The organism is Serratia sp. CY43202, assembly GCF_052168755.1.
Lineage (GTDB): Bacteria > Pseudomonadota > Gammaproteobacteria > Enterobacterales > Enterobacteriaceae > Serratia > Serratia bockelmannii.
Genome location: NZ_JBJNMB010000009.1, coordinates 149,250 through 172,190 on the forward strand (window position 1 = coordinate 149,250; position 22,941 = coordinate 172,190).

Sequence of the window (22,941 nt, forward strand, 5' to 3'; positions counted from 1 at the left end):
ATGAAGTTCCCCCGCCGAAACGGGGGAACACGATGGACTGTCAGACGTTGAAACTCTCGCCGCAGCCGCACTCGCTTGAGACGTTCGGGTTGTTGAACTTGAAGCCTTCGTTCAGGCCTTCCTTAACGAAATCAAGCTCGGTGCCGTCAAGGTAGACCAGGCTCTTGCCGTCGATGATCACCTTGATGCCTTTGTCTTCAAACACGATGTCGTCATCGTTGGCTTCGTCAACAAATTCCAGCACATAGGCCATCCCGGAGCAGCCGGAAGTTCGCACTCCCAGACGCAGGCCGAGACCCTTGCCGCGGTTCGTCAAAAACGCCTGAACACGCTGCGCAGCGCTGTCGCTCATGGTAATAGACATCACAACCTCACACTTCACATCAAAGCCCGGCGCGGCCGGGCCGATTCAGACAAATTACTTGGCGCTATGCTTGCTCTTATAGTCGGCAATCGCTGCTTTGATGGCGTCTTCAGCCAGGATCGAGCAGTGAATTTTGACCGGCGGCAATTCCAGCTCTTCGGCGATCTGGGTGTTTTTGATCGCTTCAGCCTGATCGAGCGACTTGCCTTTCATCCATTCGGTCACCAGCGAGCTGGAGGCGATGGCGGAACCGCAGCCATAAGTTTTAAAGCGCGCGTCTTCGATGATGCCTTCATCGTTAACCTTGATTTGCAGCTTCATCACGTCGCCGCAAGCCGGCGCCCCTACCATGCCGCTGCCGACGGTAGGATCTTCGTTGTCGAAAGAACCCACGTTACGCGGGTTTTCATAATGATCGATTACTTTTTCGCTGTAAGCCATGACCTTGCTCCTGAAACCTGAGAATTAATGATGCGCCCATTCGATGCTGTTGATGTCCACGCCCTGCTTGAACATCTCCCACAGTGGGGACAGATCGCGCAGACGGCCGATGGATTTACGCACCAGTTGAATGGTGTAGTCGATCTCTTCTTCCGTGGTGAAACGCCCCAGGGAGAAACGGATCGAGCTGTGCGCCAATTCATCGCTCATGCCCAGCGCGCGCAGCACGTAGGACGGCTCGAGGCTGGCGGAGGTACAGGCTGAACCGGAAGAAACGGCCAGGTCTTTCAGCGCCATGATCAGCGACTCGCCTTCAACGTAGTTGAAGCTGACGTTCAGGATGTTCGGTGCGCCGTGCTCCAGATCGCCGTTCAGATACACTTCTTCCATATCTTTCACGCCGTTCCACAGACGATCGCGCAGGGTGCGCAGACGCGCCATCTCTTCGGTCATCTCTTCTTTGGCGATGCGGTAAGCTTCGCCCATGCCGACGATCTGGTGGACAGGCAGGGTGCCGGAACGCATGCCGCGCTCGTGACCGCCGCCGTGCACCTGCGCTTCGATGCGGATGCGCGGCTTGCGACGCACGTACAGCGCGCCGATGCCTTTCGGGCCATAGATTTTGTGGCCGGAGAACGACATCAGGTCGACTTTCAGCTTGCTCAGATCGATAGGCAGTTTGCCCACGCTCTGGGTGGCGTCAACGTGGTAGATGATACCGCGCGCACGGCACATTTCACCGATCGCTTCGATGTCCTGCACCACGCCGATTTCGTTGTTGACGTGCATGATGGAGACCAGGATGGTGTCATCGCGCAGCGCCGCTTCGAGATCCTGCAGGCTGATGATGCCGTTGCTCTGTGGCGCCAGGTAGGTGACTTCAAACCCTTCGCGCTCCAGTTGACGGCAGGTGTCCAGCACGGCTTTGTGTTCGGTTTTGCTGGTGATGATGTGCTTGCCTTTTTTCTGGTAGAAATTGGCAGCGCCTTTAATCGCCAGGTTGTCGGATTCGGTCGCCCCGGAGGTGAAGACGATTTCGCGTGGGTCGGCGCCCACCAGTTCGGCGATTTGGTTACGGGCGATGTCTACCGCCTCTTCCGCCTGCCAACCGAAACGGTGGGAACGGGAAGCCGGGTTGCCGAAAGTGCCGTCCAGGGTCAAAAACTGCATCATCTTCTCAGCAACGCGCGGGTCAACCGGCGTCGTTGCTGAGTAATCCAGATAAATCGGTAATTTCATTGCTCTTGTGCTCCGTACATCACTTCCAAAAACTAAAATAATTTCGCCAGCTGCTTATGCGCGCAGATTAACGTTGATAGTTTCTTGCGGACGACCGTTGGCCGTGCGGCGCGTATCGTTGTTTTGACGATCCGCCACCACCAGCACTTCCTGGTTATTGACCAGTTCTGCCAGCGTAATGTTGTTCAGGAACCCGCTGATGCGCTCGCTCAGATCGCGCCACAGGGCGTGGGTCAAGCAGCGATCGCCGCCCTGACAGCCTTCTTTGCCCTGGCAACGGGTTGCATCTACCGATTCATCGACGGCAGTGATGACAGCGCCAACGGCGATCTCACCCGCGTCTTTACCCAGCAGATAACCACCGCCCGGACCGCGCACGCTGGCCACCAGGCCATTCTTGCGCAGACGGGAGAATAATTGTTCCAGATAAGAGAGCGAAATACCCTGGCGTTCGGAAATGTCCGCCAGTGGCACCGGCCCTTCCTGGGAATGCAGCGCTACGTCAAGCATAGCGGTTACGGCATAACGGCCTTTGGATGTCAGTCTCATAGCTCAATGGTTACCTGTTGGTCAAATATGGCCGAAAGTCTGACATTCCTGAGTAAAACAGTCAACTATTTAACCTAGTAATTAACTCAAGTATTAGCACGTTTTGAACTTAGCAAGAACAAAGGTATATAAAATACATGTTATAACCTTTGGATAACTAATACTATTGTCGCCCACCGTTATGCCACATCAATTAATTACCTTGATGTTTATCCTGTTTCTCGATCGAGGTTAGCATGCCGCGCAGGATATTCAGCTCCTGCCCTTCCGGGCGCGCGCGGGTGAACAGCCGGCGCAGGCGGCTCATCACCTGGCCCGGATGGGACGGGCGAATAAAGCCGGTGCGCTGCAGCGTCTGCTCCAGGTGCTGATAGAAACGCTCGAGGTCATCCACCAGCGGATACGGCGTCTCTTCCAGCTGCGGCGCGCCCGCCTGTTGGCGATCGAGGTAAGCCACGCGCACTTCATACGCCAGGATCTGCACCGCCATCGCCAGGTTCAGCGAGCTGTAGTCCGGGTTGGCCGGAATGGCGACGTGGTAGTGGCACTTCTGCAATTCATCGTTGGTCAGCCCGACGCGTTCGCGGCCGAACACCAGCGCCACCGGCGCGTGCTCGCCCTCGTGCACCGCGCGCACGCCGCATTCACGCGGCTCCAGCATCGGCCACGGCAAGGTGCGAGAACGTGCGCTGGTGCCCACCACCAAGCTACAGCCGGCGATGGCGTCATCGAGGGTATCGACGATGGTGGCGTTGCCGATCACGTCGCTGGCGCCGGCAGCCAGGGCGATGGCCTGAGAATCGGGTTTGATCAGCGGATTAACCAGATAAAGGTTGGTTAACCCCATGGTTTTCATGGCTCTGGCGGTCGAGCCCATGTTGCCGGTATGTGAAGTCTCTACCAGAACAATGCGGATATTGTGCAGCATACAAACTCTGAGCGTGGCGGAAAATCGCAGCATCTTAACACAGCCGTAGGCAATTTGCCGAACAGCTGCTATACTTCGCGCCGTTTCCTGTTCTTTAACATCCTAGTTGGAAGATACCCATGCATCCGATGCTGACTATCGCCGTGCGCGCTGCGCGCAAGGCCGGTAACCTGATTGCCAAAAACTACGAAACCCCGGACGCTGTAGAAGCGAGCCAGAAAGGGACCAATGACTTCGTCACCAACGTCGATCGAGATGCAGAGCATCTGATCATCGACGTCATCCGCAAGTCTTATCCGCAACACAGTATCGTGAGCGAAGAACGCGGTGAGCTGATCGGCGAAGATCGCGATGTGCAATGGGTGATCGATCCACTGGATGGCACTGCAAACTTCATCAAACGTTTCCCTCATTTCTCCGTTTCCATCGCCGTACGCATCAAAGGCCGTACTGAAGTGGCCGTGGTTTACGATCCGATGCGCAACGAACTGTTCACCGCCACTCGCGGTCAGGGCGCACAGCTCAACGGCTACCGCCTGCGCGGTACCAACGCCAAAGATCTGGATGGCACCATCCTGGCGACCGGCTTCCCGTTCAAAGTCAAACAGCACGCAACGCCTTACATCAACATCGTCGGCAAGCTGTTCACCCAGTGCGCAGACTTCCGTCGCACCGGTTCCGCCGCGCTGGATCTGGCCTATGTGGCCGCCGGCCGCGTAGACGGTTTCTTCGAGATCGGCCTGAAGCCGTGGGACTTCGCGGCGGGCGAGCTGCTGGTGCGTGAAGCCGGCGGCCTGGTGACCGACTTCGTCGGCGGCCACAACCACTTCAGCTCAGGTAACCTGGTCGCAGGTAACCCACGCGTGGTGAAAGCCATGCTGGCCACCATGCGTGAAGAACTGAGCGAAGCGCTGAAGCGTTAATCGCCAGAAGCGAATCGAAAAAAAGCGCTGCCGATGCAGCGCTTTTTTTATGCCCGTTAGCGGGAGAAGGGGCGGATGCCGCCGCCGAATTCCGGCTGCGCGCTGACATACAGCAACAGCCCGGCAGCCAACAGGATCAGACCGCCGGCCAGCGCCAGCGAGCCCCAGGCCACCGCGCTCCAGGCGGCGGGCGCGCGCGAACGGCTGAGGCGCACCGCCAGCCGGCGGCTGTAATGCACCAGCAGCGCCAGAATGGAGATGGTCAACGAGGTGCCGAACGCCATCGCCAGCGCGGAGATCACTCCCCAGCTGAACACGCCGATCACCTTGGAGAACAGCAGCACTAAAATCGCCCCCGAACAGGGACGCATGCCCATCGCCAGCACGATGGCGGCCTGAGTGCGCCAGTCGCTTCCCGCCTGCAGCTCGCTGTCGCTCGGCAGATGCCGGTGGCCGCAGCCGCAATTGGCGCTGTGCACATGATCCGCCGCCAATGGCGTCAGGCTGTTGATGCGCAGCGCCGGCGCCGGGCGCATCGCCTTAATCGCCGCAAACAGGCGTTTCAGCGCGCGCCAACTCAGCAGCACGCCAAGCAGCATCACCAGAATAAAACTGCCCTTCTCCAGCCAGAAACTGCTTTGGTGCAGCTGGCGCGAAGAGAGCTGTAACACCACCAGCATCAGCGTGACCAGCGCGATCGCCACCCCGCCCTGCACCAGCGAAGCCGCGAAGGTCAGCTTCAGGCTGCTTTTCAGCCGCGCCGGATGGGTAGCCAGATAGGTGGCGATCACCACTTTGCCGTGGCCGGGGCCGAGCGCATGCAAGACGCCATAGCCGAGGCTGAACAGCATCAGCGCCAACCCGGCCTGCTGCGGCGCGGCCTTCACCTGCTGCAACAGCCCCGCCATCTGCTGGTGCAGCGCTTTTTGCCACACCACGCTCTGCATCAGCAGCTGCGGCCAATAGTGCCACGCCAGCAGCGCGGCGGCCGCCAGCACCAGTGTGAACGGCAGCAGCGGCCACAGGCCGAAGGCCCAGTGACGCCGGCTCGTCGTCGGTTGCGAGAGATTTAACGACATTGCAGCGTCACCCGCTGGGCGAACTGTTGCCCCAGCGCCAGGTCTTCGCCGGGCGAGTCGTTCTTGTCGAGCGACAGCGCATAGGCCTGCAGCGACGCATTCGGCTGCGGCGTCATCAGCTTGTAGCTGCACTGCTGCGCCATCTCCGGCGGCAGATGCAGTGCATTTTGGTCTTTATAGGTCATATCCACGAAATAAGTCGGATCGTAAGTAGAAAGTTCGAACGGCTTGCCCGCCAGCGGCTGCGGTTCGGCCAACGGCAGCACGAACTCCAGCACCGCCTGATTGCCCTGGCGCGACAGGTGATATTCGCTGGGCAAGTTCAGATATTTCACCGGCTTGCCGTCGCGGTAAAGATCGGTGAAATAGTGCTGCCCCAGCACGTTGGCCATCACTTCCGCCGCCAGCTTTTTCCACACTTCCGAATCGCTCTTGGCGTTTTTCGCATCGTAAAGCAGATCCGCCGAGGTGATTTCATCCATCACCCACACCATTTTCAGGCCGACCAGCCGCTGGTCTTTGGCGACGAAGGTGGTATTCATGTCGATAAAGCTGTGCGGATGCGCGATCGCACCGGCGCTGAACACGGCGCCCAAAGCAGCCAAAAGACGACGTAACTTCATCATTATCCTGCCTTACCTGTATTTGTTATAACGTAACACAAATAAATACCGAACGGCCCGCCTCTCCCGGCGATATTTGTGACGAAAGTTGTAAGCCGAAGTAAAAGCTGCGCGGTAACCCTGCCGTCACAAAGCCTTTTGCTATGCTTAGGCATAATCGCAACCTTTTATGCCGGAAGGTGATAATGAGCCTGGACACCTCTCCCGTGCCCGCGCTCTCCGGACAACAACGGCGCTGCCATCTGCTGCTGATGCTGTACACGCCGGAGCCCGAGTTACAGCTGGAGACCCTAAGCCGAATCAACGGCGTTGCCCCCCCGATAACCCGGCAAGATATAGCCGAGGTGGCCAGTGAAATCCAGAGTTTCCATCACCTGGAGATCGCCGTCGATCCCGACCATGGCTACCACCTGCGGGGCAGCGCGCTCAACCAGCGTCTGTGCCTGATCCATTGGCTGCGGCGGGCACTGCGCTGCAGCCCGCAGTTTGTTGAAGGTGATTTCGCCCCGCGCCTGCGGCACGCGCTGGCGGCCGACGCCGCCCCGGCGTCTGCGCTGACAGAGGCGATCGACGCCTGCGAGCCGCTGCTCAACCGCCGCTTCGATGCGCGCGACCGCCAATTCCTGCAGCATTATCTGCTCTACTGCGCCTGGCAAAATCGCCTGCAGCGCCATCCGCATTTCGACGCCGTTCAACGCGACTGGCTGCGGCAAAAGCCGGAGCAGCAAGCCGCCGCCTGGCTGCATCAGGCCTGCAACCGGCTGTTTAACCAGCCGCCGCAGGCAGACGAGCGCGATTTTTTGGCGCTGACCTTCACCATGTTGAAAAATCACAGCTACCACAGCAATGACTCGGCGCAAGAGCAGAGATTGATGGCGGCGATCGACAGCATGGTCGAGCGTTTCCAGCAGCTTTCCGGCATGGCCTTCAGCAGCAAGACGGAGCTGGTCAGCCAGCTGTTCGCTCACCTGGCGCCGGCGCTGGAGCGCTGCCGTTTCGCCATCGGCATCGACAATATGCTGCTGGAAGAAGTGGTGCGCAAATACCCGCGGCTAATGCGCACCACGCAGGAAGCGTTGAAACCGCTGGAACAGGAATACGGCGTGCATTTTTCCAACGAGGAGGCGGGCCTGGTGGCCATCAGCTTCGGCGCCTGGCTGATGCAGGACAACGCGCTGCAGGAAAAACAGGTGCTGCTGCTGACGCTGGATAACCCGCAGTTGGAAGAGGAAGTGGAATACCAGATCCGCGAGCTCACGCTGCTGCCGCTGAACATCAAGTATCTGCCGTTGAGCGACTATCTGCGCGGCGGAGCGCCGCAGGGCGTCATGCTGGTGATCACCCCTTATGCGGCGGTGCACAGCGATCCGCACCCGCCGTTGATCTATACCGAATTGCCGCTGGAAACACGGCAGCGCCAGGCCATCCGCGCGCTGCTGGAAGCGCCTTAATCAGCGGCTGACGCTGACCGCCGGCGGCCGGATGAACAAGGCCGGCACCGCGACCGCCGCCATCACCCAGAATACCCCACCCTGCCAATGTTCGAACAGGAACCCGGCAATGACCGTCATGACGGCGATACCGCCGCCCATCGCCAGCGCCGAATACACCGCCTGCAGCCGGATCACCTCTTGCCCCTGGCGCGCGGCGATAAAGCGCATCGCCGCCAGATGGCAGACGGTGAAGGTGCCGCAATGCAGGATCTGGATCAGCAGCAGCCAGCCCAACTCAGTGCTGTAGGCCATCAGGCTCCAGCGCAACACGCCGCAGCAGGCGGAAAGCAGCAGCAGGTTGCGCGCATTCCAGCGGCGAAACAGCACGTTGCTGCTGGCGAAAATAATCACCTCCGCCACCACGCCCAGCGACCACAGATAGCCGATGGTCGAGGCCGAATAGCCCGCCTCCTGCCAGTAAATGGAGCCGAAGCTGTAGTAGCCGGCGTGCGCCCCCTGCAGCAGCGTGACGCACAGCAGGAAGCGCCAGACCGGCCCTTCTTTCAGCAGTGCCCACAGCGAACGTTCGGTATCGCTGTGCGTGCGTGCTTCGCCCTGCGGCATGACGCTCGGCTTCAGCAACATGCCCAGCAGCATCGCCAGCACGCTGAAGATCAGGCTGTAGAGAATGGCGTTATGGCCCCACACCGCCACCAGCTGCCCGGTCAGCGCCGAGCCGATGACGAACGCCAGCGAGCCCCACAGCCTTACCCGGCCGTAGTCCATACGGATCTGCTTTTGCCAGGTGCCGGCCAGCGCGTCGGTCAGCGGCACCAGCGGCGAGAAGAACAGGTTGAACCCCGCTATCACCAGCATCAGCCAGCCCCAACCGTTGCCGAAACAGAAGCCAACCGCGAAAGCCAGTGTCAGCAGCGCCAGCAGGCGCAGGGCGGAGACTAAATGAGAGGGATCTTTAACGCGGGGTGCAATCAGTAAACTGCCGAGGAAGCGGGCCACCAAACCGGCGCCGAGCAATATGCCGATGGTTTCCGGCGCGATGCCTTCGCCTTTCAGCCACACGCCCCAGAACGGTAAGAAGATGCCATAGGAAAAGAAGTAGGTGAAATAGCTGAGCGCGAGCCAACGCGTGGATTGCAGAACCATGATCCCTCCGGAGTGAGGGCAATACTTTGACAGAGCTCACACCGCCCCGCAATCTTCATTCCACTTCAATGCGTTAGAGTGCAAGACAGCTCACAGTTTACCGAGAGCGGCCACAAAAAAACCCGCCGCAGCGGGTTTTATCAGGCAAAAGCGGGATTATGCGTAAACCGGCAGGCGGGCGCAGATATCCAGTACTTTCTTCTTGGTGCGTTCGATGGTGGCTTCATCGTTGATGTTGTCCAACACATCGCAGATCCAACCGGCCAGTTCGCGCACGTCAGCCTCTTTGAAGCCGCGACGGGTCACGGCCGGGGTGCCGATACGCACGCCGGAGGTGACGAACGGGCTCTTCGGATCGTTCGGCACGCTGTTTTTGTTGACGGTGATGTTGGCGCGGCCCAGGGCGGCGTCCGCTTCTTTACCGGTCAGGTTTTTATCGACCAGATCCAGCAGGAACAGGTGGTTATGGGTGCCGCCGGAGACCACTTTGTAGCCGCGCTGCAGGAACACGTCCACCATCGCCTTGGCGTTGACCGCCACTTGCTGCTGGTAAACCTTGAACTCAGGCTCCATCGCTTCTTTCAGCGCCACCGCCTTGCCGGCGATCACGTGCATCAGCGGGCCGCCCTGGCCGCCAGGGAACACGGCGGAGTTCAGCTTCTTGTACAGCTCTTCGTCGCCGCCCTTCGCCAAGATCAGGCCGCCGCGCGGACCCGCCAGGGTTTTGTGGGTGGTGGTGGTGACGATGTGTGCGTGCGGTACCGGGTTCGGGTACACGCCGGCGGCGATCAGGCCCGCCACGTGCGCCATGTCGACGAACAGGTAAGCGCCGATGCTGTCGGCGATTTCGCGCATTTTGGCCCAGTCAACCACGCCGGAGTATGCGGAGAAGCCGCCGATGATCATTTTCGGCTTGTGGGTTTGCGCCTGTTTGGCCAGATCGTCATAGTCGATTTGACCTTTGTCGTCGATGCCATAAGGCACCACGTTATACAGTTTGCCGGACAGGTTAACCGGGGAACCGTGGGTCAGGTGGCCGCCGTGCGCCAGGTTCATGCCCAGAATGGTGTCGCCCGGCTGCAGCAGCGCGGTGTACACGGCGAAGTTAGCCTGGGAGCCGGAGTGCGGCTGCACGTTGGCGTAATCGGCGCCGAACAATTCTTTGGCACGATCGATAGCCAGCTGCTCAACGATATCCACGTATTCGCAGCCGCCGTAGTAACGCTTGCCCGGATAGCCTTCAGCGTATTTGTTGGTCAGCTGGGAACCCTGAGCCTGCATCACGCGCGGGCTGGTGTAGTTCTCAGACGCGATCAGCTCGATGTGCTCTTCCTGACGCACCACTTCCTGCTCCATGGCACGCCACAGTTCCGCATCGTAATCGGCAATGTTCATTTCACGCTTTAACATCCGGCATCTCCTGACTTAAATCAGCTAACTAAAAAATCACCAAATAACTACCCGTTTGGGTTCTGGGCCACAGTGTAAACCGTTTCGCCCCACCGAAGATAGGTCTTGACAGAGGTTTTTACGCAAACGATTGGCATAAGGTGGCGCAAGGCTTTGATCCGCTAAATGCCGTCGTTTATCAACGGACATTTCCTCATGCGAACGATGCGCTTTTTTCATGTTCTGTGAGCGCGATCGACGCCCGAAGAACACCGCAACGAAAACAAGGGTATTTACAAGCGACGCGGAACCCAATAAGATGCATTTAAAATACATCATTACAATTATCGTCAAGATCCCAACCCAAGGAGCGCTTCCATGCTGGATAGCCAAACCATCGCCACCGTGAAATCCACCATTCCCCTGCTGGCTGCGACCGGGCCGAAGCTGACCGCCCACTTTTACGATCGCATGTTCGCGCACAACCCGGAATTGAAAGACATTTTCAACATGAGCAACCAGCGCAACGGCGATCAGCGTCAGGCGCTGTTCGACGCCATCTGCGCCTATGCTGCCAACATCGAGAACCTGGCGGCGCTGCTGCCGGCGGTGGAGCGCATCGCGCAGAAGCACACCAGCTTCAATATCCAGCCGGAGCAGTACAACATCGTCGGCGGTCACCTGCTGGCGACCCTGGACGAAATGTTCAGCCCGGGCCAGGAAGTCCTGGACGCCTGGGGCAAGGCCTACGGCGTGCTGGCCAACGTATTTATCCAGCGTGAAGAGCAGATTTATCAGCAGAGCGAAACCGACAACGGCGGCTGGCGCGATCTGCGCGCATTCCGCATCCTGAAGAAACAGCCGCAGAGCGACGTGATCTGCAGTTTCGTGCTGGCGCCGGTGGACGGCGGCCGGGTGGCGGACTTCAAACCGGGGCAATACCTGGCGATCTACATCAAGCACGACAGCCTGGAGCATCAGGAAATTCGCCAGTACTCGCTGACCACCTCGCCAAACGGCGAGTTCTACCGCATCGCGGTGAAGCGCGAAGATCAGGGGAAAGTGTCCAACTACCTGCACCAGCAGGCGCAGGAAGGCGACGTGATCTACATCGCCCCGCCGCACGGCGACTTCTTCCTCGACGTGGCGCCGACCACGCCGGTGGCGCTGATCTCCGCCGGCGTCGGCCAAACCCCGATGCTCGGCATGCTCAACACCCTGCACGACAACCAACATCAGGCGCAGGTCCACTGGCTGCACGCGGCGGAAAACGGCAGCGTGCACGCCTTTGCCGATGAGGTAGCGGATATTGCCGGGCGTATGCCGAATCTGAGCCGCCATGTGTGGTACCGCGAGCCGGGTGCCGATGACGTGGAAGGCCGCGACTACCACAGCCGCGGATTGATGGATTTGAGCGCGCTGCAAGGCAGCCTGGCCGATCCGCAGATGCACTATTACTTCTGCGGCCCGGTGGCCTTCATGCAGTTCGTGGGCAAACAGCTGCTGGAGATGGGCGTAGAGGCCGAACGCATCCACTACGAATGCTTCGGCCCGCATAAGGTGCTGTAATGCTTGCGGAGCGCGGCCGTCAGACCGCGCTCCCTCTTTATTTCGCCTGCAGTTGGCGCGCGTCCTGCACCTGCTGCACCGTCACCGGCGCCGCCTGGTTGCCCCAGCTTCCCCGCAGGTAGCTCATCAGATCGGCCGCCTGCCGATCGTTCAACGCCCAGCCATAAGCCGGCATGTCAAACGCCATCGCCTGCTGCGTGATCGGCGTATGCGCCCCCTCCAGCACCACCCGCAGCGCGGTCAGCGGATTGTCCGCCGTTACCGTGGCATTGCCCGCCAGCGCCGGAATGGCGAAGTCAGTGCCCTCCCCCTTATTGCCGTGGCAGGTCGAGCAGTACATCGCATAGGTCGCCTTTCCGCCCGGGTTATCCGCCTGCGTGGCTGGCGCAGCGGCTTTGGCGGCGGCGTCCGGCGCCAGGCTGCGCAGGTACACCGCGATGGCGTTCAGATCGCCGTCGCTGAGATACTGCGTGCTGTGGGTTACCACCTCGCTCATCGGCCCGGCGACTGCCGCATGGCGGCTGCGCCCGGTTTTCAGCAGCGCCGTCACCTCTTCCGGCGGCAGGCCGCGCAGATTGGAGGCGTACCAGCCGTCCAGCTCGGCGCCGCTCAGGAATACCGGCGCCTTGCCATCCAGGCCCTTCTCCTGCATCGCCCAGCCGCGCGGCGTGTGGCAGCTGCCGCAATGGCCCGCGCCCTGCACCAGATAGGCGCCGCGGTTCCACTCGGCGCTTTGCTGCGGATCTGCCTGATACGGCTGGTCGTCGTGGAACAGCGAGTTCCACACCGCCAGCGGCCAGCGCATCGACAGCGGCCAGCTGATGTCACTGTCCCGGTTGGCGACGTTCTGCGCCGGCACCTCATTCATCAGGTAGTCATACAGCGCGCGCATGTCTTCCGCGCTCATTTTGGCGTAGGAGGTGTACGGCATCGCCGGGTAGAGCCGGTGGCCGTCTTTGGCTACCCCCTGGCGCATGGCGCGATCGAACTCCTCGAACGAATAGGCGCCGATGCCGTGCAGCTTGTCCGGCGTGATGTTGGTGGCGTAGATAGCCCCGAGCGGCGTCGGGAACTTCATGCCGCCCGCCAGTTCAGCGCCGCCCGGCGCGGTGTGGCAGGCGGTGCAGTCGCCGGCTTTGGCGACGTATTCCCCGGCCGACATCGCCTGGGCCGAGCCGCCGGCCGCCAGCAGGCTCAACAGGTACAGCGAACGCAGACTCATGCTCCCTCCTTGGCGGCAACCTTGCCGTAGGCCAGTTCGTTCACCGCGCGCCACGCCTGATCGATCGCCGAGTTGGCGTACGGGCTCCAGTCGGAATCGGAGTTGGCGATAACGATCTTGCCGATCGGCTGCCGCGCCGTTTCGATGATTTTCTTGGCTTCGTCTTCGTCGTCAAACAGCCCGTTGAGGAAGTAGGAGTAACCGTGCGACCAGCGGTTGACGGTGATCGCCTGAATGTCGCGCTGATGGTCGAAACCGGCCTCGCCCAGCATGCCCTGTAGCTGTTCGCGGATCATCTGCTCGTGCACCTCGAACGGCGTGCCCAGCAGCAGCGCGCGCCCTTTGCGCGACTGCTCGCGCGGGCTGAGGCCGCTGCCCGGCAGCGTCGGCACATAGACCATATGCAGGCCGATTGGCCGATCCGGATCGCGCGGGTGCTGGTACCCGCCCATGCTCACTGGGTAGTCCAGCTTCACGCGGCTGTACGGCGCGGCCGGCGAATAAATTTCGTGCACGCCCAGCTTAATGAACGGCTGCCAGTTGCGGATCACCACCTTGCTGTACACCAGCGGCGCCTTGACGTTCTGCTTCAGCGCCTCCTGCTGCTCGTGCGACATCTCCGGCACCAGATACGGGATCATCATGTTGTAGCCGGCCATCACCACCTGCCCGGCGCGCACTTTGGTCATCTTCTCGCCGGTCATATAGGTGACTTCCACCTTGTCGCCGACGTTGGCCGCGTGCAGCCCGGTGCTGTTTAAACGCAGCTTCACCGGCGACTCCGGCCGATCGAGCTGGCTGTAGTCGAATTTGGCCAGCACCACGTCGTTCATGTCTTTGCCGGCCGGCGCCACCGCCGGGATCAGTTTGCGCACCATCAGGCGCGCCAGCGTGGCGTTGCCGTCCGGGAAGTGGAACACGTAAGGATCGTCGAGATCCGCCTGCGACTCTTCGTCCAGCGGCGGCAGATTCATGCCGCCGAGGCCCGGCAGATCGCAGATGCGCGCATCGCTGCACGAGGTGCCGTCGATGCCCACCGCCTGGAAGTCGTTGGTGGTCTGTTGGAAATACCGGATCGCCAGCTCGCTCAGGCCCACTTTTTCACGCAGGAACTGGGTGTAGCTGTGGGTATCCAGCCACTCGACCTTCTGCTCCAGCGTCATCTCCGGCAGATAATCTTTCTCCACCGTATGCAGCGCGATCAGCGCCTGGCGATCGCTTTCCGGCAGCGGGAAATCGCCGATGAACGCTTCATAAGAGCGGCCGTTGAGGCGATCGCGCGGAATGTCGTCCGCCACCGTGCGGCCCGGATCGCCGCTCACCACCTTGTCGACGCCGAAGTTCTTGCGATCGAAGTAAACCCCACGGCTCAGGTTCAGATCCGGGTAGAAGGTGGTGTCAAACGCCTGCTCCAGTTGGTCGATATCGACGCCGAGCTTGCGCAGCAGCCCCATCGCCACCGGGCTGAAGTTGGAGCGTGGCGACTGCAGCGATTCACTGCCGCCGTAGCCGAGCAGCATGCCGTCGTCGGTGTTGAATTCGTTGCGCTTGGCGTGGCCGCCGAAGTCGTCATGGTTGTCGATCAAAAGAATGCGCTGCCGCTCGCCTTTCAGCTGCTGCCAGAAACAGGCGGCCGCCAACCCGCTGATGCCGGCGCCGACCACCACCAGATCGAACTCTTCAACGGCGGGCACGCTGCCGAAATCAAAGGTTTTGCCGTCGCGCCCCAGCTGGTGCGCATGCTCGAACGAGCCCGGATGGTTGCCCCGCAGCCCGGTCAGCGCTGGCGGATAGTACAGGGTTTGATTGGCGGTTTGCGGCGACGCGCGCAAGATTTGCAGCGGCGTCAACCCGGCGGCGATGGTGATCGCCACCCCGTTGAGAAAATCGCGTCGGGTGATACCCATATAGGCTTCCTTTCAATTTTTATTATCATCGGCCGGCCGAGGCCGGCCCGAAGGCCGCGCTATTGTGCGGATAATTATTGTAAAATCAATGTTTGAACATCACATGACGAATGGCGGTGTAATCCTCCAGCCCGTACATCGACATATCCTTGCCGTAGCCGGACAGTTTCTGGCCGCCGTGCGGCATTTCGCTCACCAGCATGAAGTGGGTGTTCACCCAAGTGCAGCCATATTGCAGCCGGGCGCTTAAGCGATGCGCGCGGCCCACGTCGCGGGTCCACACGGACGACGCCAGCCCGTAGTTGGATTCATTCGCCCAGGCCAGCACCTGCTCTTCATCGTCAAACGGCGTCACCGTCACCACCGGGCCGAACACTTCGCGCTGCACGATCTCATCGTCCTGGCGCGCGCCGGCCAACAGCGTCGGCTGGAAATAGTAACCCGGCCCTTTCACCTTCTCGCCGCCGGTCACCACCTGCACGTGCGGCAACGCTTTGGCGCGCTCGACAAAACCGGCCACCCGCTCCAGATGCTGGGCGGTAATCAACGGCCCCAGTTCGGTGCTCTCGTCGTCCGGCGCACCAATCTTCAGGCTGGCCACCGCCTCGCCCAGCCGCTTCACCAGCTCGGGATAAATGCTTTTCTGCGCGTAGATGCGGCAGGCGGCGGTGCAATCCTGCCCGGCGTTGTAGAAACCGAAGCCGCGAATGCCGTCCACCACCTGCTGCAGATCGGCGTCGTCGAACACCAGCACCGGCGCCTTGCCGCCCAGCTCCATATGGGTACGCTTAATGCCGGCGGCGGTGTGGGCGATGATGTGCTCGCCGGTGGCGATCGAGCCGGTCAGCGACACCATGCGCACCTTGTCATGCCCGGTCAGCCGATCGCCGACGCCGGCGCCGCGGCCGAACAGCACGTTGAGCACGCCCGGCGGGAACAGCCCGGCGGCCAGTTCGGCCAGTTTGAAAGTGGTCAGCGGCGTTTGCTCCGACGGCTTGATCACCACGCAGTTGCCCGCCGCCAGCGCCGGCGCCAGTTTCCAGGCCGCCATCATCAGCGGGTAGTTCCACGGGGCGATCGAAGCCACCACGCCGAGCGGATCGCGGCGGATCATCGAGGTATGCCCGGCCAGATACTCGCCGGCGGCCATGCCGGTCAGGCAGCGGCTGGCCCCGGCGAAGAAGCGAAACACGTCGGCCACCGCCGGCAGTTCGTCATTCAATACGCAGTGATAAGGCTTGCCGCAGTTGAGCGACTCCAGCCTGGCGAAGGTCTCGGCATGCTCGTCGATCAGATCTGCCAGCTTGAGCAGATGCTCGGCGCGCTCCTTCGGCGTTGTTTGCCCCCAGGCGACGAACGCGGCATCCGCCGCCAGCACCGCGCGATCGACCTGCTCCGGGCTGGCCTCCGCCACCTGCGCGATCACTTCGCCGGTCGCCGGGTTATACACCGGCTGGGTCGCGCCCTGGCCATTCACCAGTTGGCCGTCAATCAACAGTTGGCTTTGCATAGGGTTATCCTTTTATCAGAGGTCGGGTAAGGAAATTATTTGCCGCTGCCGGCGACGCTTTCTCCACCTTTGGTCAGGTAGTAAGCGCCGAGGATCGGCAGCATGGTCAACAGCATCACCGACAGCGCCACCACGTTGGTGATCGGCACGTCGCGCGGGCGGCCGAGCTGGTTCAGCAGCCACAGCGGCAGCGTGCGCTCGTGGCCGGCGGTAAAGGTGGTCACGATGATTTCGTCGAACGACAGCGCAAACGCCAGCATGCCGCCGGCCAGCAGCGCCGAGCCGAGGTTCGGCAAGATCACGTAACGGAAGGTTTGCCAGCCGTCGGCGCCGAGATCCATCGACGCTTCGATCAAGCTGTACGAGGTGCGGCGGAACCGGGCGATGACATTGTTGAACACGATCACCACGCAGAACGTCGCATGGCCGACGACGATGGTCAGGATGCCCGGCTCGATGTTCAGCGCCTTGAACGCCGCCAGCAGCGCCAGGCCGGTGACGATCCCCGGCAGCGCGATCGGCAGCAGCAGCAGCAGCGAAATGCTGTCCTTGCCGAAGAAATCGCGCCGATACAGCGCCGCCGCCGCCAGGGTGCCGAGCACCAGCGCGATGGCGGTCGCCAGGCAGGCGATCTGCGCCGACAGCAGTACCGCATCGAGGATGTCCTGCCGCCCGGCGGCGACGTTAAACCAGTGCAGCGTGAAGCCCTTCGGCGGGAAGCTGAAGGCCGCATCCTCGGTGTTGAAGGCATAGATGGCGATGATCGCCAACGGGAAATGCAGGAAGACAAGTCCGCCCCAGGCGGCCAGCTTCAGCCCTAAGGGCGCGCGTTCAGAGTGCATCGAAAGCCCCCAGACGTTTGACGATGGAAAGGTAGATGGCGATCAGGACGATCGGCACCAGCGTAAAGGCCGCAGCCATCGGCATATTGCCGATCGCGCCCTGCTGGGCGTACACCATGCTGCCGATGAAATAGCCCGGCGGCCCCACCAGCTGCGGCACGATAAAGTCGCCCAGCGTCAGCGAGAAGGTGAAGATCGATCCGGCGGCGATACCCGGCACCGCCAGCGGCAAAATAACGTGGCGGAAAGTCTGCGCCGGTCGCGCGCCCAGATCCGCTGAGGCATGCAGCAGCGAGGGCGGCAGGCGCTCCAGCGCCGCCTGGATCGGCAGGATCATGAACGGCAGCCAAATATAGACGAACACCAGAAAACGCCCCAGCCCCGAGGTCGACAGCGTGTTGCCGCCGACGCCGGGCACCGTCAGCAACGAAGCCAACAGCGGCTCCAGCCCCAGGTGCTGCAGGAACCACTGCGCCACGCCGTCTTTCGCCAGCAGCAGGGTCCAGGCATAGGCTTTGACGATATAGCTGGCCCACATCGGCATCATCACGGCGATGTAAAAGAACGCCTTGACGCGGCCGCTGGTGTAACGCGCCATGTAATAGGCGATGGGGAACGCCAGCGCCGCGCTGGCCAGCGACACCAGCACCGCCATGGTCAGCGTGCGCAGGATGATGTCGTAGTTGGCCGGGTTGAACAGCGCCGCGAGGTTGGCGAAGGTCAGATCCGGCGTCACCGCCATGGTGAAATCGTCGAAGGTGTAAAATCCTTGCCACAGCAGCGTCAGCAGCGAACCGAGGTACACCGCGCCGAACCACAGCAGCGGCGGCACCAGCAGCAAAAGCAGATACAGCGTCGGCCGGCGATAAAGCCAGGTCGACAGCGCGCGCACGGTGCCGCCGCGCGCCGAAGGGGAATCGATGCTCATGTCCATCTCACCTCTCCTCCAGCAGCGGCACCATCGCCGCGCGCGGCCAGCAGGCGACGATCGGCTGGCCGATCTGCCGCTGTTGCCCTTCGGCGATCCACTGCGGATTGGCCTGGCTGACCAGCAGCTTTTCGCCGCCGTTCAGCGCGATTTCATACCGCGTGGCCGCGCCCTGGTAATGGATTTCCTGCAGCGTGCCCTGCACCTGGATCTCGTCCTGCGCCGCGCCGCCTTGCTCCAGCAGGCGGATATGTTCCGGCCGGATCGAGAAGGTTCGACTTTCGCCGAGCAGGCGCTGCGCCAGCTCGCTACGTACCACGTTGGAGGTGCCGACGAACTCGGCGACGAACGGCGTCTTCGGCCGCATGTAAAGCTCGCGCGGCGTATCCACCTGTTCGATGCGGCCGTTATTGAACACCGCCACCCGATCGGACATCGACAGCGCTTCGCTTTGATCGTGGGTGACGAAGATAAAGGTGATGCCCAGCTGGCGCTGCAGCTTCTTCAGCTCGCCCTGCATCTGCTCGCGCAGCTTGAGATCCAGCGCGCCGAGCGGCTCGTCCAGCAGCAGCACCCGCGGCCGATTGACCAGCGCGCGCGCCAACGCCACGCGCTGACGCTGGCCGCCCGACAAGTGCGCCGGTTTGCGTTCGGCAACGAAACCGAGCGCCACGCTCTCCAGCGCCTCTTGCGCCCGCGCCAGCCGCTCGCGTTTGGCGACGCCCTTCACCATCAGACCGTAGGCGACGTTTTCCAGCACCGACATGTGCGGAAACAGCGCGTAATCCTGAAACACGGTGTTCACGTCGCGCTGGTACGGCGGTAGGTTGGCGGCTTCCTGACCGTGGATGCGAATCGAGCCGGAAGTGAGCTGTTCAAAGCCGGCGATCAGGCGCAGGCAGGTGGTTTTGCCCGAGCCGGACGGCCCGAGCATGGAGAAGAATTCCCCGTCCTGAATATCGATGGATACCCGATCCACGGCGCGAACATCGCCGAAAGTCCGCGAAACATCGATGAATTGCACGGCAATGGTCATTTTCTGTGCTCCATACGGATGTGATTCGGGCGCAGCGGGCTGCGCCCCGCGGCTTAGCGGCCGCCCATGATGGCGATGTAGTCCTGGGTCCAACGGCTGTACGGCACGAACTTGCCGCCCTGCGCCTGCGGCGTTTTCCAGAAGGCGATTTTGTCGAACTGGTTGAAGCCGTTGGTTTCGCAGCCCTTCTCACCCAGCAGCGCGCTGGCCTTGCAGCCCGCCGGCGAAGCCGGCACCGACCCGAACCAGGCCGCCACGTCGCCCTGCACCTTCGGCTCCAGCGACCAGTTCATCCACTGGTAGGCGCAGCTCGGGTGTTTGGCGTCGCTGTGCAACATGGTGGTATCCGCCCAGCCGGTCACGCCCTCTTTCGGGAACACGGTGGCGATCGGCTGCCCCTCGCCCTTCAGGGCGTTGGCCTGATACGGCCAGGCGCTGGAAGCCACCACGCCTTCGTTTTTAAAGTCGCTCATCTGCACCGAGGTATCGTGCCAGTAGCGGTGGATCAGCGCGTGCTGGCTGCGCAGCAGCTTCAGCGCCGCCTGATACTGCTCTTCGTTGAGCTGATAAGGATCGCTGATGCCGAGCTGCGGCTGGGTGGCCTTCAGGAACAGCGCCGCGTCGGCGATGTAGATCGGGCCGTCGTAAGCCTGCACCCGCCCCTGGTTGCTCTTGCCGTCCGGCAGGTTCTGCTGCTGGAAGATCACCGCCCAGCTGTCCGGCGGCGTCGGGAAGGTTTTGGTGTTGTACATCAGCAGGTTTGGCCCCCACTGGTACGGCGTGCCGTAGGTTTTGCCGTCCACGGTGTACCAGGCGCCGTTCAGCAGGCGCGGATCGATGTTCTTCCAGTTCGGGATCAGCGCGGTGTTGATCGGCTGCACCCGCTTGCCGAAGATCAGGCGCAGCGAGGCGTCGCCGGAGGCGGTCACCAGATCGTAGCCGCCTTTGGCCATCAGGCTGACCATTTCATCGGAGGTAGCGGCGGTCTTCACGTTCACCGCGCAGCCGGTTTGCTTCTCAAACTGGGTGACCCAGTCGTAGTTTTTGTCGGACTGGCCGCGTTCGATGTAACCGGGCCAGGCGATGATATCCAGCCGGCCTTCGCCTTTGCCCAGTGACTGCGGCAGATCGGCCGCCTGGGCCAGGCCGCACAGCACGGTGAGACAGAGCGCGGAGACGGTGGTGGTGACTGCGGTAGTTTTTCTCATCGTAATTACCCCTGTGTTGCGTATCTGTGTGCGGCAGGGAACGGCTGCCGCCCGATTTTGCTTTATAGAACCGCTAGAAGCTGGCTTTGAACTTCGCCATTACGTGCCTGACAACGCTGTAATCCTGCAGCGAATCGCTGGACAGATCCTTGCCGTAGCCGGAGCGTTTCAGGCCGCCGTGCGGCATCTCGCTCGCCAAGGTGAAATGGGTGTTGATCCAGGTGCTGCCGTACTGCAGATGGGCGGCAATGTGCAGCGCCCGATCGATATTTTGCGTCCACACCGACGAAGCCAGCCCGTATTCCGAGTCGTTGGCCCACTCGACCGCCTGCTCCAGATGCTCGAAGCGCGTGACGCTGACCACCGGGCCGAACACCTCGCGCTGCACGATTTCGTCGCTTTGCAGGCAGCCCGCCAGCAGGGTCGGCTGGTAGTAGAACCCCGGCCCGGAGTGGGCCGCGGCGCCGGTGATCAATTCGATATGCGGTTGGCTGAGCGCGCGCTCGACGAAGCTGGCGACGCGATCGCGCTGGCGGCTACTTATCAACGGGCCGATCTCGTTGTCCTGATCGCGCTTGCGGGCGAAGCGCAGGCTGGCGACCGCCTCGCCCAGCGCGTCCACCAGCTTGGGATAGATACCCGCCTGCGCGTAGATGCGGCAGGCGGCGGTGCAGTCCTGGCCGGCGTTGTAATAGCCGTAGGTGCGAATGCCGTTGACCACCTCGTCGAGATCGGCGTCGTCGCAGACGATCACCGGCGCCTTGCCCCCCAGTTCCAGGTGGGTGCGCTTGACGCTTTTGGCCGCCGCCTGAAGAATTTTTTGCCCGGTGACGATATCGCCGGTGACCGACACCAGCCGCACCTGCGGGTGCCCCACCAGCTGGCTGCCGACTCCTTCACCGCCGCCGTAGACGATATTCAGCACGCCCGGCGGCAGGATCTCCTGCAGCGCCGGCACCAGCGCCAGAATGGTCAGCGGCGTATGTTCGGAGGGTTTAAACACCACGGTATTGCCCGCCGCCAGCGCCGGCGCGATTTTCCACGCCGCCATCATCAGCGGATAGTTCCAGGGGGCGATCGAGGCCACCACGCCGATCGGATCGCGGCGGATCATCGAGGTGTGGCCGGGCACATACTCGCCGGCCAGCTGCCCTTGCTGCGTGCGCACCGCGCCGGCGAAGAAGCGGAACACGTCAACCGCCGCCGGCAGATCGTCATTGAGCGCCTGATGCAGCGGTTTTCCGCAGTTGAGGGCTTCCAGCTGCGCCAGCTGCGGCGCCTGCCGCTCGATGGCGTCGGCGATGCGCAGCAACAGAGCGGCGCGCTGGGCCGGCGTGGTGCGCGACCAGTGGCCGAACGCCTGCTGCGCGGCTTTCACCGCGCCGCCGACCTGCGCCGAAGAGGCTTCGGTCAGGGCGATCAGCGTCTCGCCGTTGGCCGGATTGACGATGCATTCCTGCTGGCCTTCGCCGTCGATAAGCTGACCGTTAATGAACTGCTGACAGGACAAACCCGAGAGAAACTGCACATCTGCCATCGCCTGACGCCCCTAAGTGACAAAAACGTTAACCAAATGTGAATAAGTTAGTTTTAATCAGCCTAAGCGAGCCTCTGGCGGGCAACAAATTCTAAATACTGAACGCCGCGTTCGATTAAATCGAATGCTTAAGCCCGGCGGCGTGTTTGCTGCCGTTCTCGCGCGCGATGGTAAGGAACGGCGTCACCAGCTCCGGCCGTGCGCTGCCGCGCCGCCACGCCAACCCGATGTCCAGCGGCTCCAGCAGATCGTCCAGCTTGCGCGCCTCGATCATGTTGCCCTCCAGCGACCAGGCGCGGTACGCCATGTCCGGCTGGATAGACACCCCCATCCCCGCCGCCACCAGGCTGCGCACCGCCTCAGTCGAGGCGGTCTTCATGGCGATTTCCGGTTTCAGCCCGGCGCGCGACCAAATGCGCCGCGCGTGCACGTCCATTTCATCGGCGTTGAGCTGGATCAGCGGCTGTTTGGCCACGTCCGCCAGGCTGATGCTCTCGTGCTCCAGCAGCGGGTGCAGCGGCGGCAGCCACAGGCGATACGGCGAGTGCATCAGCACCTCGGTCTGCAGCGCGTCGCGGTCTTCGATGTTCGACAGGATCAGCACGCCGATGTCGATCTCGCCGCTGACCAGCAGATGCTCGATATACGGGCGTTCGTCTTCAACCACCTGCACGGTGACGTTGGGATAGGCCGATTTAAAGCGCGTGAGCAGCTCCACCAGGAAGTAGCCGGCCACCAGGCTGGTGACGCCGACGGTCAGCTTGCCGGTCAGGCTTTCGGTGCCGATCTGCAGGCTGCGCTTGGCGTTGTCCACCGTCGCCAGGATCAGATACGACTGGCGCAGAAACTGATGCCCCTGATGGGTCAGCGTCATACCCTTGGCGTGGCGATCGAACAGCCGCACGCCGATCTCGGTTTCCAGCTGCTGGATCGCGAGCGTCAGCGAAGACTGGGAGACAAACACCGCCTGGGCGCCGGCGGAGATCGACCCGGTTTCCGCCACGGCGATGAAGTGGCGGATTTGGCGTAACGTCATCATGGGGGGGATTC

General features: G+C 61.8%; 21 protein-coding genes. 3 read left to right on the top strand and 18 right to left on the bottom strand.

The genetic code is table 11. The features are described 5' to 3' along the window. Positions 1-40: 40 nt before the first annotated feature. The 5 genes from iscA to trmJ all read right to left on the bottom strand — a co-directional run bounded on the left by iscA (position 41) and on the right by trmJ (position 3,521). A complete protein-coding gene (gene iscA, locus ACJ8J5_RS19300; protein ID WP_004941410.1) occupies positions 41-364 on the bottom strand; it encodes an iron-sulfur cluster assembly protein IscA in 324 nt (107 codons plus the stop codon). Between the two features lie 54 nt (positions 365-418). Then, on the bottom strand, positions 419-805 hold the full coding sequence (iscU, locus tag ACJ8J5_RS19305; protein WP_004941408.1) for a Fe-S cluster assembly scaffold IscU: 387 nt from the start codon (positions 803-805) through the stop codon (positions 419-421). A 24-nt stretch (positions 806-829) separates the two neighbouring features. After that, positions 830-2,044 carry a cysteine desulfurase gene (gene iscS / locus ACJ8J5_RS19310; protein WP_016929764.1) on the bottom strand — a complete coding sequence of 405 codons (1,215 nt, stop codon included), beginning with the start codon at positions 2,042-2,044 and terminating at the stop codon, positions 830-832. Between the two features lie 54 nt (positions 2,045-2,098). Then, positions 2,099-2,593 carry a Fe-S cluster assembly transcriptional regulator IscR gene (gene iscR, locus ACJ8J5_RS19315; RefSeq protein ID WP_004941404.1) on the bottom strand — a complete coding sequence of 165 codons (495 nt, stop codon included), beginning with the start codon at positions 2,591-2,593 and terminating at the stop codon, positions 2,099-2,101. A gap of 193 nt (positions 2,594-2,786) precedes the next feature. Further along, positions 2,787-3,521, bottom strand: coding sequence for a tRNA (cytosine(32)/uridine(32)-2'-O)-methyltransferase TrmJ (gene trmJ, locus ACJ8J5_RS19320; protein ID WP_025303916.1), 735 nt, complete (start codon positions 3,519-3,521; stop codon positions 2,787-2,789). A 119-nt stretch (positions 3,522-3,640) separates the two neighbouring features. On the opposite strand from trmJ, the gene suhB reads away from it, so the two are divergent. Further along, positions 3,641-4,444, top strand: a complete 804-nt coding sequence (gene suhB / locus ACJ8J5_RS19325; protein ID WP_025303917.1) for an inositol-1-monophosphatase — start codon at positions 3,641-3,643, stop codon at positions 4,442-4,444. 56 nt (positions 4,445-4,500) lie between these two features. Here the strand turns inward: suhB and ACJ8J5_RS19330 are convergent, their stop codons facing one another. Both ACJ8J5_RS19330 and ACJ8J5_RS19335 read right to left on the bottom strand, forming a co-directional pair. Further along, positions 4,501-5,523 carry a nickel/cobalt transporter gene (locus ACJ8J5_RS19330; protein WP_334273986.1) on the bottom strand — a complete coding sequence of 341 codons (1,023 nt, stop codon included), beginning with the start codon at positions 5,521-5,523 and terminating at the stop codon, positions 4,501-4,503. After that, entirely contained in the window at positions 5,514-6,149 is a 636-nt protein-coding gene (locus tag ACJ8J5_RS19335) for a DUF1007 family protein (protein ID WP_334273984.1), read from the bottom strand. Before ACJ8J5_RS19335 ends, ACJ8J5_RS19330 begins: the two co-directional genes overlap by 10 nt. A 182-nt stretch (positions 6,150-6,331) precedes the next feature. Between ACJ8J5_RS19335 and csiE the strand changes: the two genes are divergently transcribed. Then, complete coding sequence (gene csiE, locus ACJ8J5_RS19340) at positions 6,332-7,597, top strand: stationary phase inducible protein CsiE (RefSeq protein WP_334273983.1); 1,266 nt, start codon at positions 6,332-6,334, stop codon at positions 7,595-7,597. Here the strand turns inward: csiE and ACJ8J5_RS19345 are convergent, their stop codons facing one another. Together ACJ8J5_RS19345 and glyA are read right to left on the bottom strand one after the other, a co-directional pair. Then, positions 7,598-8,743 (bottom strand): 3-phenylpropionate MFS transporter, encoded by a 1,146-nt coding sequence (locus tag ACJ8J5_RS19345; RefSeq protein WP_141967200.1) that lies wholly within the window; start codon positions 8,741-8,743, stop codon positions 7,598-7,600. It abuts the gene before it with no gap. Positions 8,744-8,899: 156 nt separating this feature from the next. Continuing rightward, positions 8,900-10,153 (bottom strand): serine hydroxymethyltransferase, encoded by a 1,254-nt coding sequence (glyA, locus tag ACJ8J5_RS19350; RefSeq protein ID WP_025303922.1) that lies wholly within the window; start codon positions 10,151-10,153, stop codon positions 8,900-8,902. Positions 10,154-10,510: 357 nt separating this feature from the next. Between glyA and hmpA the strand changes: the two genes are divergently transcribed. Beyond that, the gene (gene hmpA / locus ACJ8J5_RS19355; RefSeq protein ID WP_197769676.1) at positions 10,511-11,701 is read left to right on the top strand and encodes an NO-inducible flavohemoprotein; all 1,191 of its coding nucleotides are present in this window, start codon (positions 10,511-10,513) and stop codon (positions 11,699-11,701) included. 37 nt (positions 11,702-11,738) lie between these two features. Here hmpA and ACJ8J5_RS19360 read toward each other — a convergent pair whose 3' ends face one another. The 9 genes from ACJ8J5_RS19360 to ACJ8J5_RS19400 form a co-directional block, all read right to left on the bottom strand. Beyond that, on the bottom strand, positions 11,739-12,923 hold the full coding sequence (locus ACJ8J5_RS19360; protein ID WP_197811322.1) for a c-type cytochrome: 1,185 nt from the start codon (positions 12,921-12,923) through the stop codon (positions 11,739-11,741). Beyond that, complete coding sequence (locus tag ACJ8J5_RS19365) at positions 12,920-14,830, bottom strand: NAD(P)-binding protein (RefSeq protein ID WP_197811323.1); 1,911 nt, start codon at positions 14,828-14,830, stop codon at positions 12,920-12,922. Before ACJ8J5_RS19365 ends, ACJ8J5_RS19360 begins: the two co-directional genes overlap by 4 nt. Positions 14,831-14,915: 85 nt before the next feature. Next, complete coding sequence (patD, locus tag ACJ8J5_RS19370; protein WP_197769677.1) at positions 14,916-16,340, bottom strand: aminobutyraldehyde dehydrogenase; 1,425 nt, start codon at positions 16,338-16,340, stop codon at positions 14,916-14,918. Between the two features lie 35 nt (positions 16,341-16,375). Next, positions 16,376-17,182: an ABC transporter permease gene (locus tag ACJ8J5_RS19375; RefSeq protein WP_004941378.1), complete on the bottom strand. Its 807-nt coding sequence runs from the start codon at positions 17,180-17,182 to the stop codon at positions 16,376-16,378. Continuing rightward, positions 17,172-18,116 carry an ABC transporter permease gene (locus ACJ8J5_RS19380; protein ID WP_033644105.1) on the bottom strand — a complete coding sequence of 315 codons (945 nt, stop codon included), beginning with the start codon at positions 18,114-18,116 and terminating at the stop codon, positions 17,172-17,174. The genes ACJ8J5_RS19375 and ACJ8J5_RS19380 overlap by 11 nt, the downstream gene beginning before the upstream one ends. Before the next feature lies 1 nt (position 18,117). Continuing rightward, a complete protein-coding gene (locus ACJ8J5_RS19385) occupies positions 18,118-19,146 on the bottom strand; it encodes an ABC transporter ATP-binding protein (RefSeq protein ID WP_015378790.1) in 1,029 nt (342 codons plus the stop codon). A gap of 53 nt (positions 19,147-19,199) precedes the next feature. After that, entirely contained in the window at positions 19,200-20,354 is a 1,155-nt protein-coding gene (gene ydcS / locus ACJ8J5_RS19390; RefSeq protein ID WP_025303928.1) for a putative ABC transporter substrate-binding protein YdcS, read from the bottom strand. Between the two features lie 73 nt (positions 20,355-20,427). Further along, entirely contained in the window at positions 20,428-21,891 is a 1,464-nt protein-coding gene (locus tag ACJ8J5_RS19395; RefSeq protein ID WP_141967186.1) for a gamma-aminobutyraldehyde dehydrogenase, read from the bottom strand. A 115-nt stretch (positions 21,892-22,006) separates the two neighbouring features. Next, on the bottom strand, positions 22,007-22,930 hold the full coding sequence (locus ACJ8J5_RS19400; RefSeq protein ID WP_038874511.1) for a LysR substrate-binding domain-containing protein: 924 nt from the start codon (positions 22,928-22,930) through the stop codon (positions 22,007-22,009). Positions 22,931-22,941: the final 11 nt, after the last annotated feature.

Bases quoted from the DNA above. Each gene is read 5' to 3' on its own strand.
- iscA (WP_004941410.1), bottom strand. From the start codon at position 364: ATGTCTATTACCATGAGCGACAGCGCTGCGCAGCGTGTTCAGGCGTTT.
- iscU (WP_004941408.1), bottom strand. From the start codon at position 805: ATGGCTTACAGCGAAAAAGTAATCGATCATTATGAAAACCCGCGTAAC.
- iscS (WP_016929764.1), bottom strand. From the start codon at position 2,044: ATGAAATTACCGATTTATCTGGATTACTCAGCAACGACGCCGGTTGAC.
- iscR (WP_004941404.1), bottom strand. From the start codon at position 2,593: ATGAGACTGACATCCAAAGGCCGTTATGCCGTAACCGCTATGCTTGAC.
- trmJ (WP_025303916.1), bottom strand. From the start codon at position 3,521: ATGCTGCACAATATCCGCATTGTTCTGGTAGAGACTTCACATACCGGC.
- suhB (WP_025303917.1), top strand. From the start codon at position 3,641: ATGCATCCGATGCTGACTATCGCCGTGCGCGCTGCGCGCAAGGCCGGT.
- ACJ8J5_RS19330 (WP_334273986.1), bottom strand. From the start codon at position 5,523: ATGTCGTTAAATCTCTCGCAACCGACGACGAGCCGGCGTCACTGGGCC.
- ACJ8J5_RS19335 (WP_334273984.1), bottom strand. From the start codon at position 6,149: ATGATGAAGTTACGTCGTCTTTTGGCTGCTTTGGGCGCCGTGTTCAGC.
- csiE (WP_334273983.1), top strand. From the start codon at position 6,332: ATGAGCCTGGACACCTCTCCCGTGCCCGCGCTCTCCGGACAACAACGG.
- ACJ8J5_RS19345 (WP_141967200.1), bottom strand. From the start codon at position 8,743: ATGGTTCTGCAATCCACGCGTTGGCTCGCGCTCAGCTATTTCACCTAC.
- glyA (WP_025303922.1), bottom strand. From the start codon at position 10,153: ATGTTAAAGCGTGAAATGAACATTGCCGATTACGATGCGGAACTGTGG.
- hmpA (WP_197769676.1), top strand. From the start codon at position 10,511: ATGCTGGATAGCCAAACCATCGCCACCGTGAAATCCACCATTCCCCTG.
- ACJ8J5_RS19360 (WP_197811322.1), bottom strand. From the start codon at position 12,923: ATGAGTCTGCGTTCGCTGTACCTGTTGAGCCTGCTGGCGGCCGGCGGC.
- ACJ8J5_RS19365 (WP_197811323.1), bottom strand. From the start codon at position 14,830: ATGGGTATCACCCGACGCGATTTTCTCAACGGGGTGGCGATCACCATC.
- patD (WP_197769677.1), bottom strand. From the start codon at position 16,340: ATGCAAAGCCAACTGTTGATTGACGGCCAACTGGTGAATGGCCAGGGC.
- ACJ8J5_RS19375 (WP_004941378.1), bottom strand. From the start codon at position 17,182: ATGCACTCTGAACGCGCGCCCTTAGGGCTGAAGCTGGCCGCCTGGGGC.
- ACJ8J5_RS19380 (WP_033644105.1), bottom strand. From the start codon at position 18,116: ATGGACATGAGCATCGATTCCCCTTCGGCGCGCGGCGGCACCGTGCGC.
- ACJ8J5_RS19385 (WP_015378790.1), bottom strand. From the start codon at position 19,146: ATGACCATTGCCGTGCAATTCATCGATGTTTCGCGGACTTTCGGCGAT.
- ydcS (WP_025303928.1), bottom strand. From the start codon at position 20,354: ATGAGAAAAACTACCGCAGTCACCACCACCGTCTCCGCGCTCTGTCTC.
- ACJ8J5_RS19395 (WP_141967186.1), bottom strand. From the start codon at position 21,891: ATGGCAGATGTGCAGTTTCTCTCGGGTTTGTCCTGTCAGCAGTTCATT.
- ACJ8J5_RS19400 (WP_038874511.1), bottom strand. From the start codon at position 22,930: ATGATGACGTTACGCCAAATCCGCCACTTCATCGCCGTGGCGGAAACC.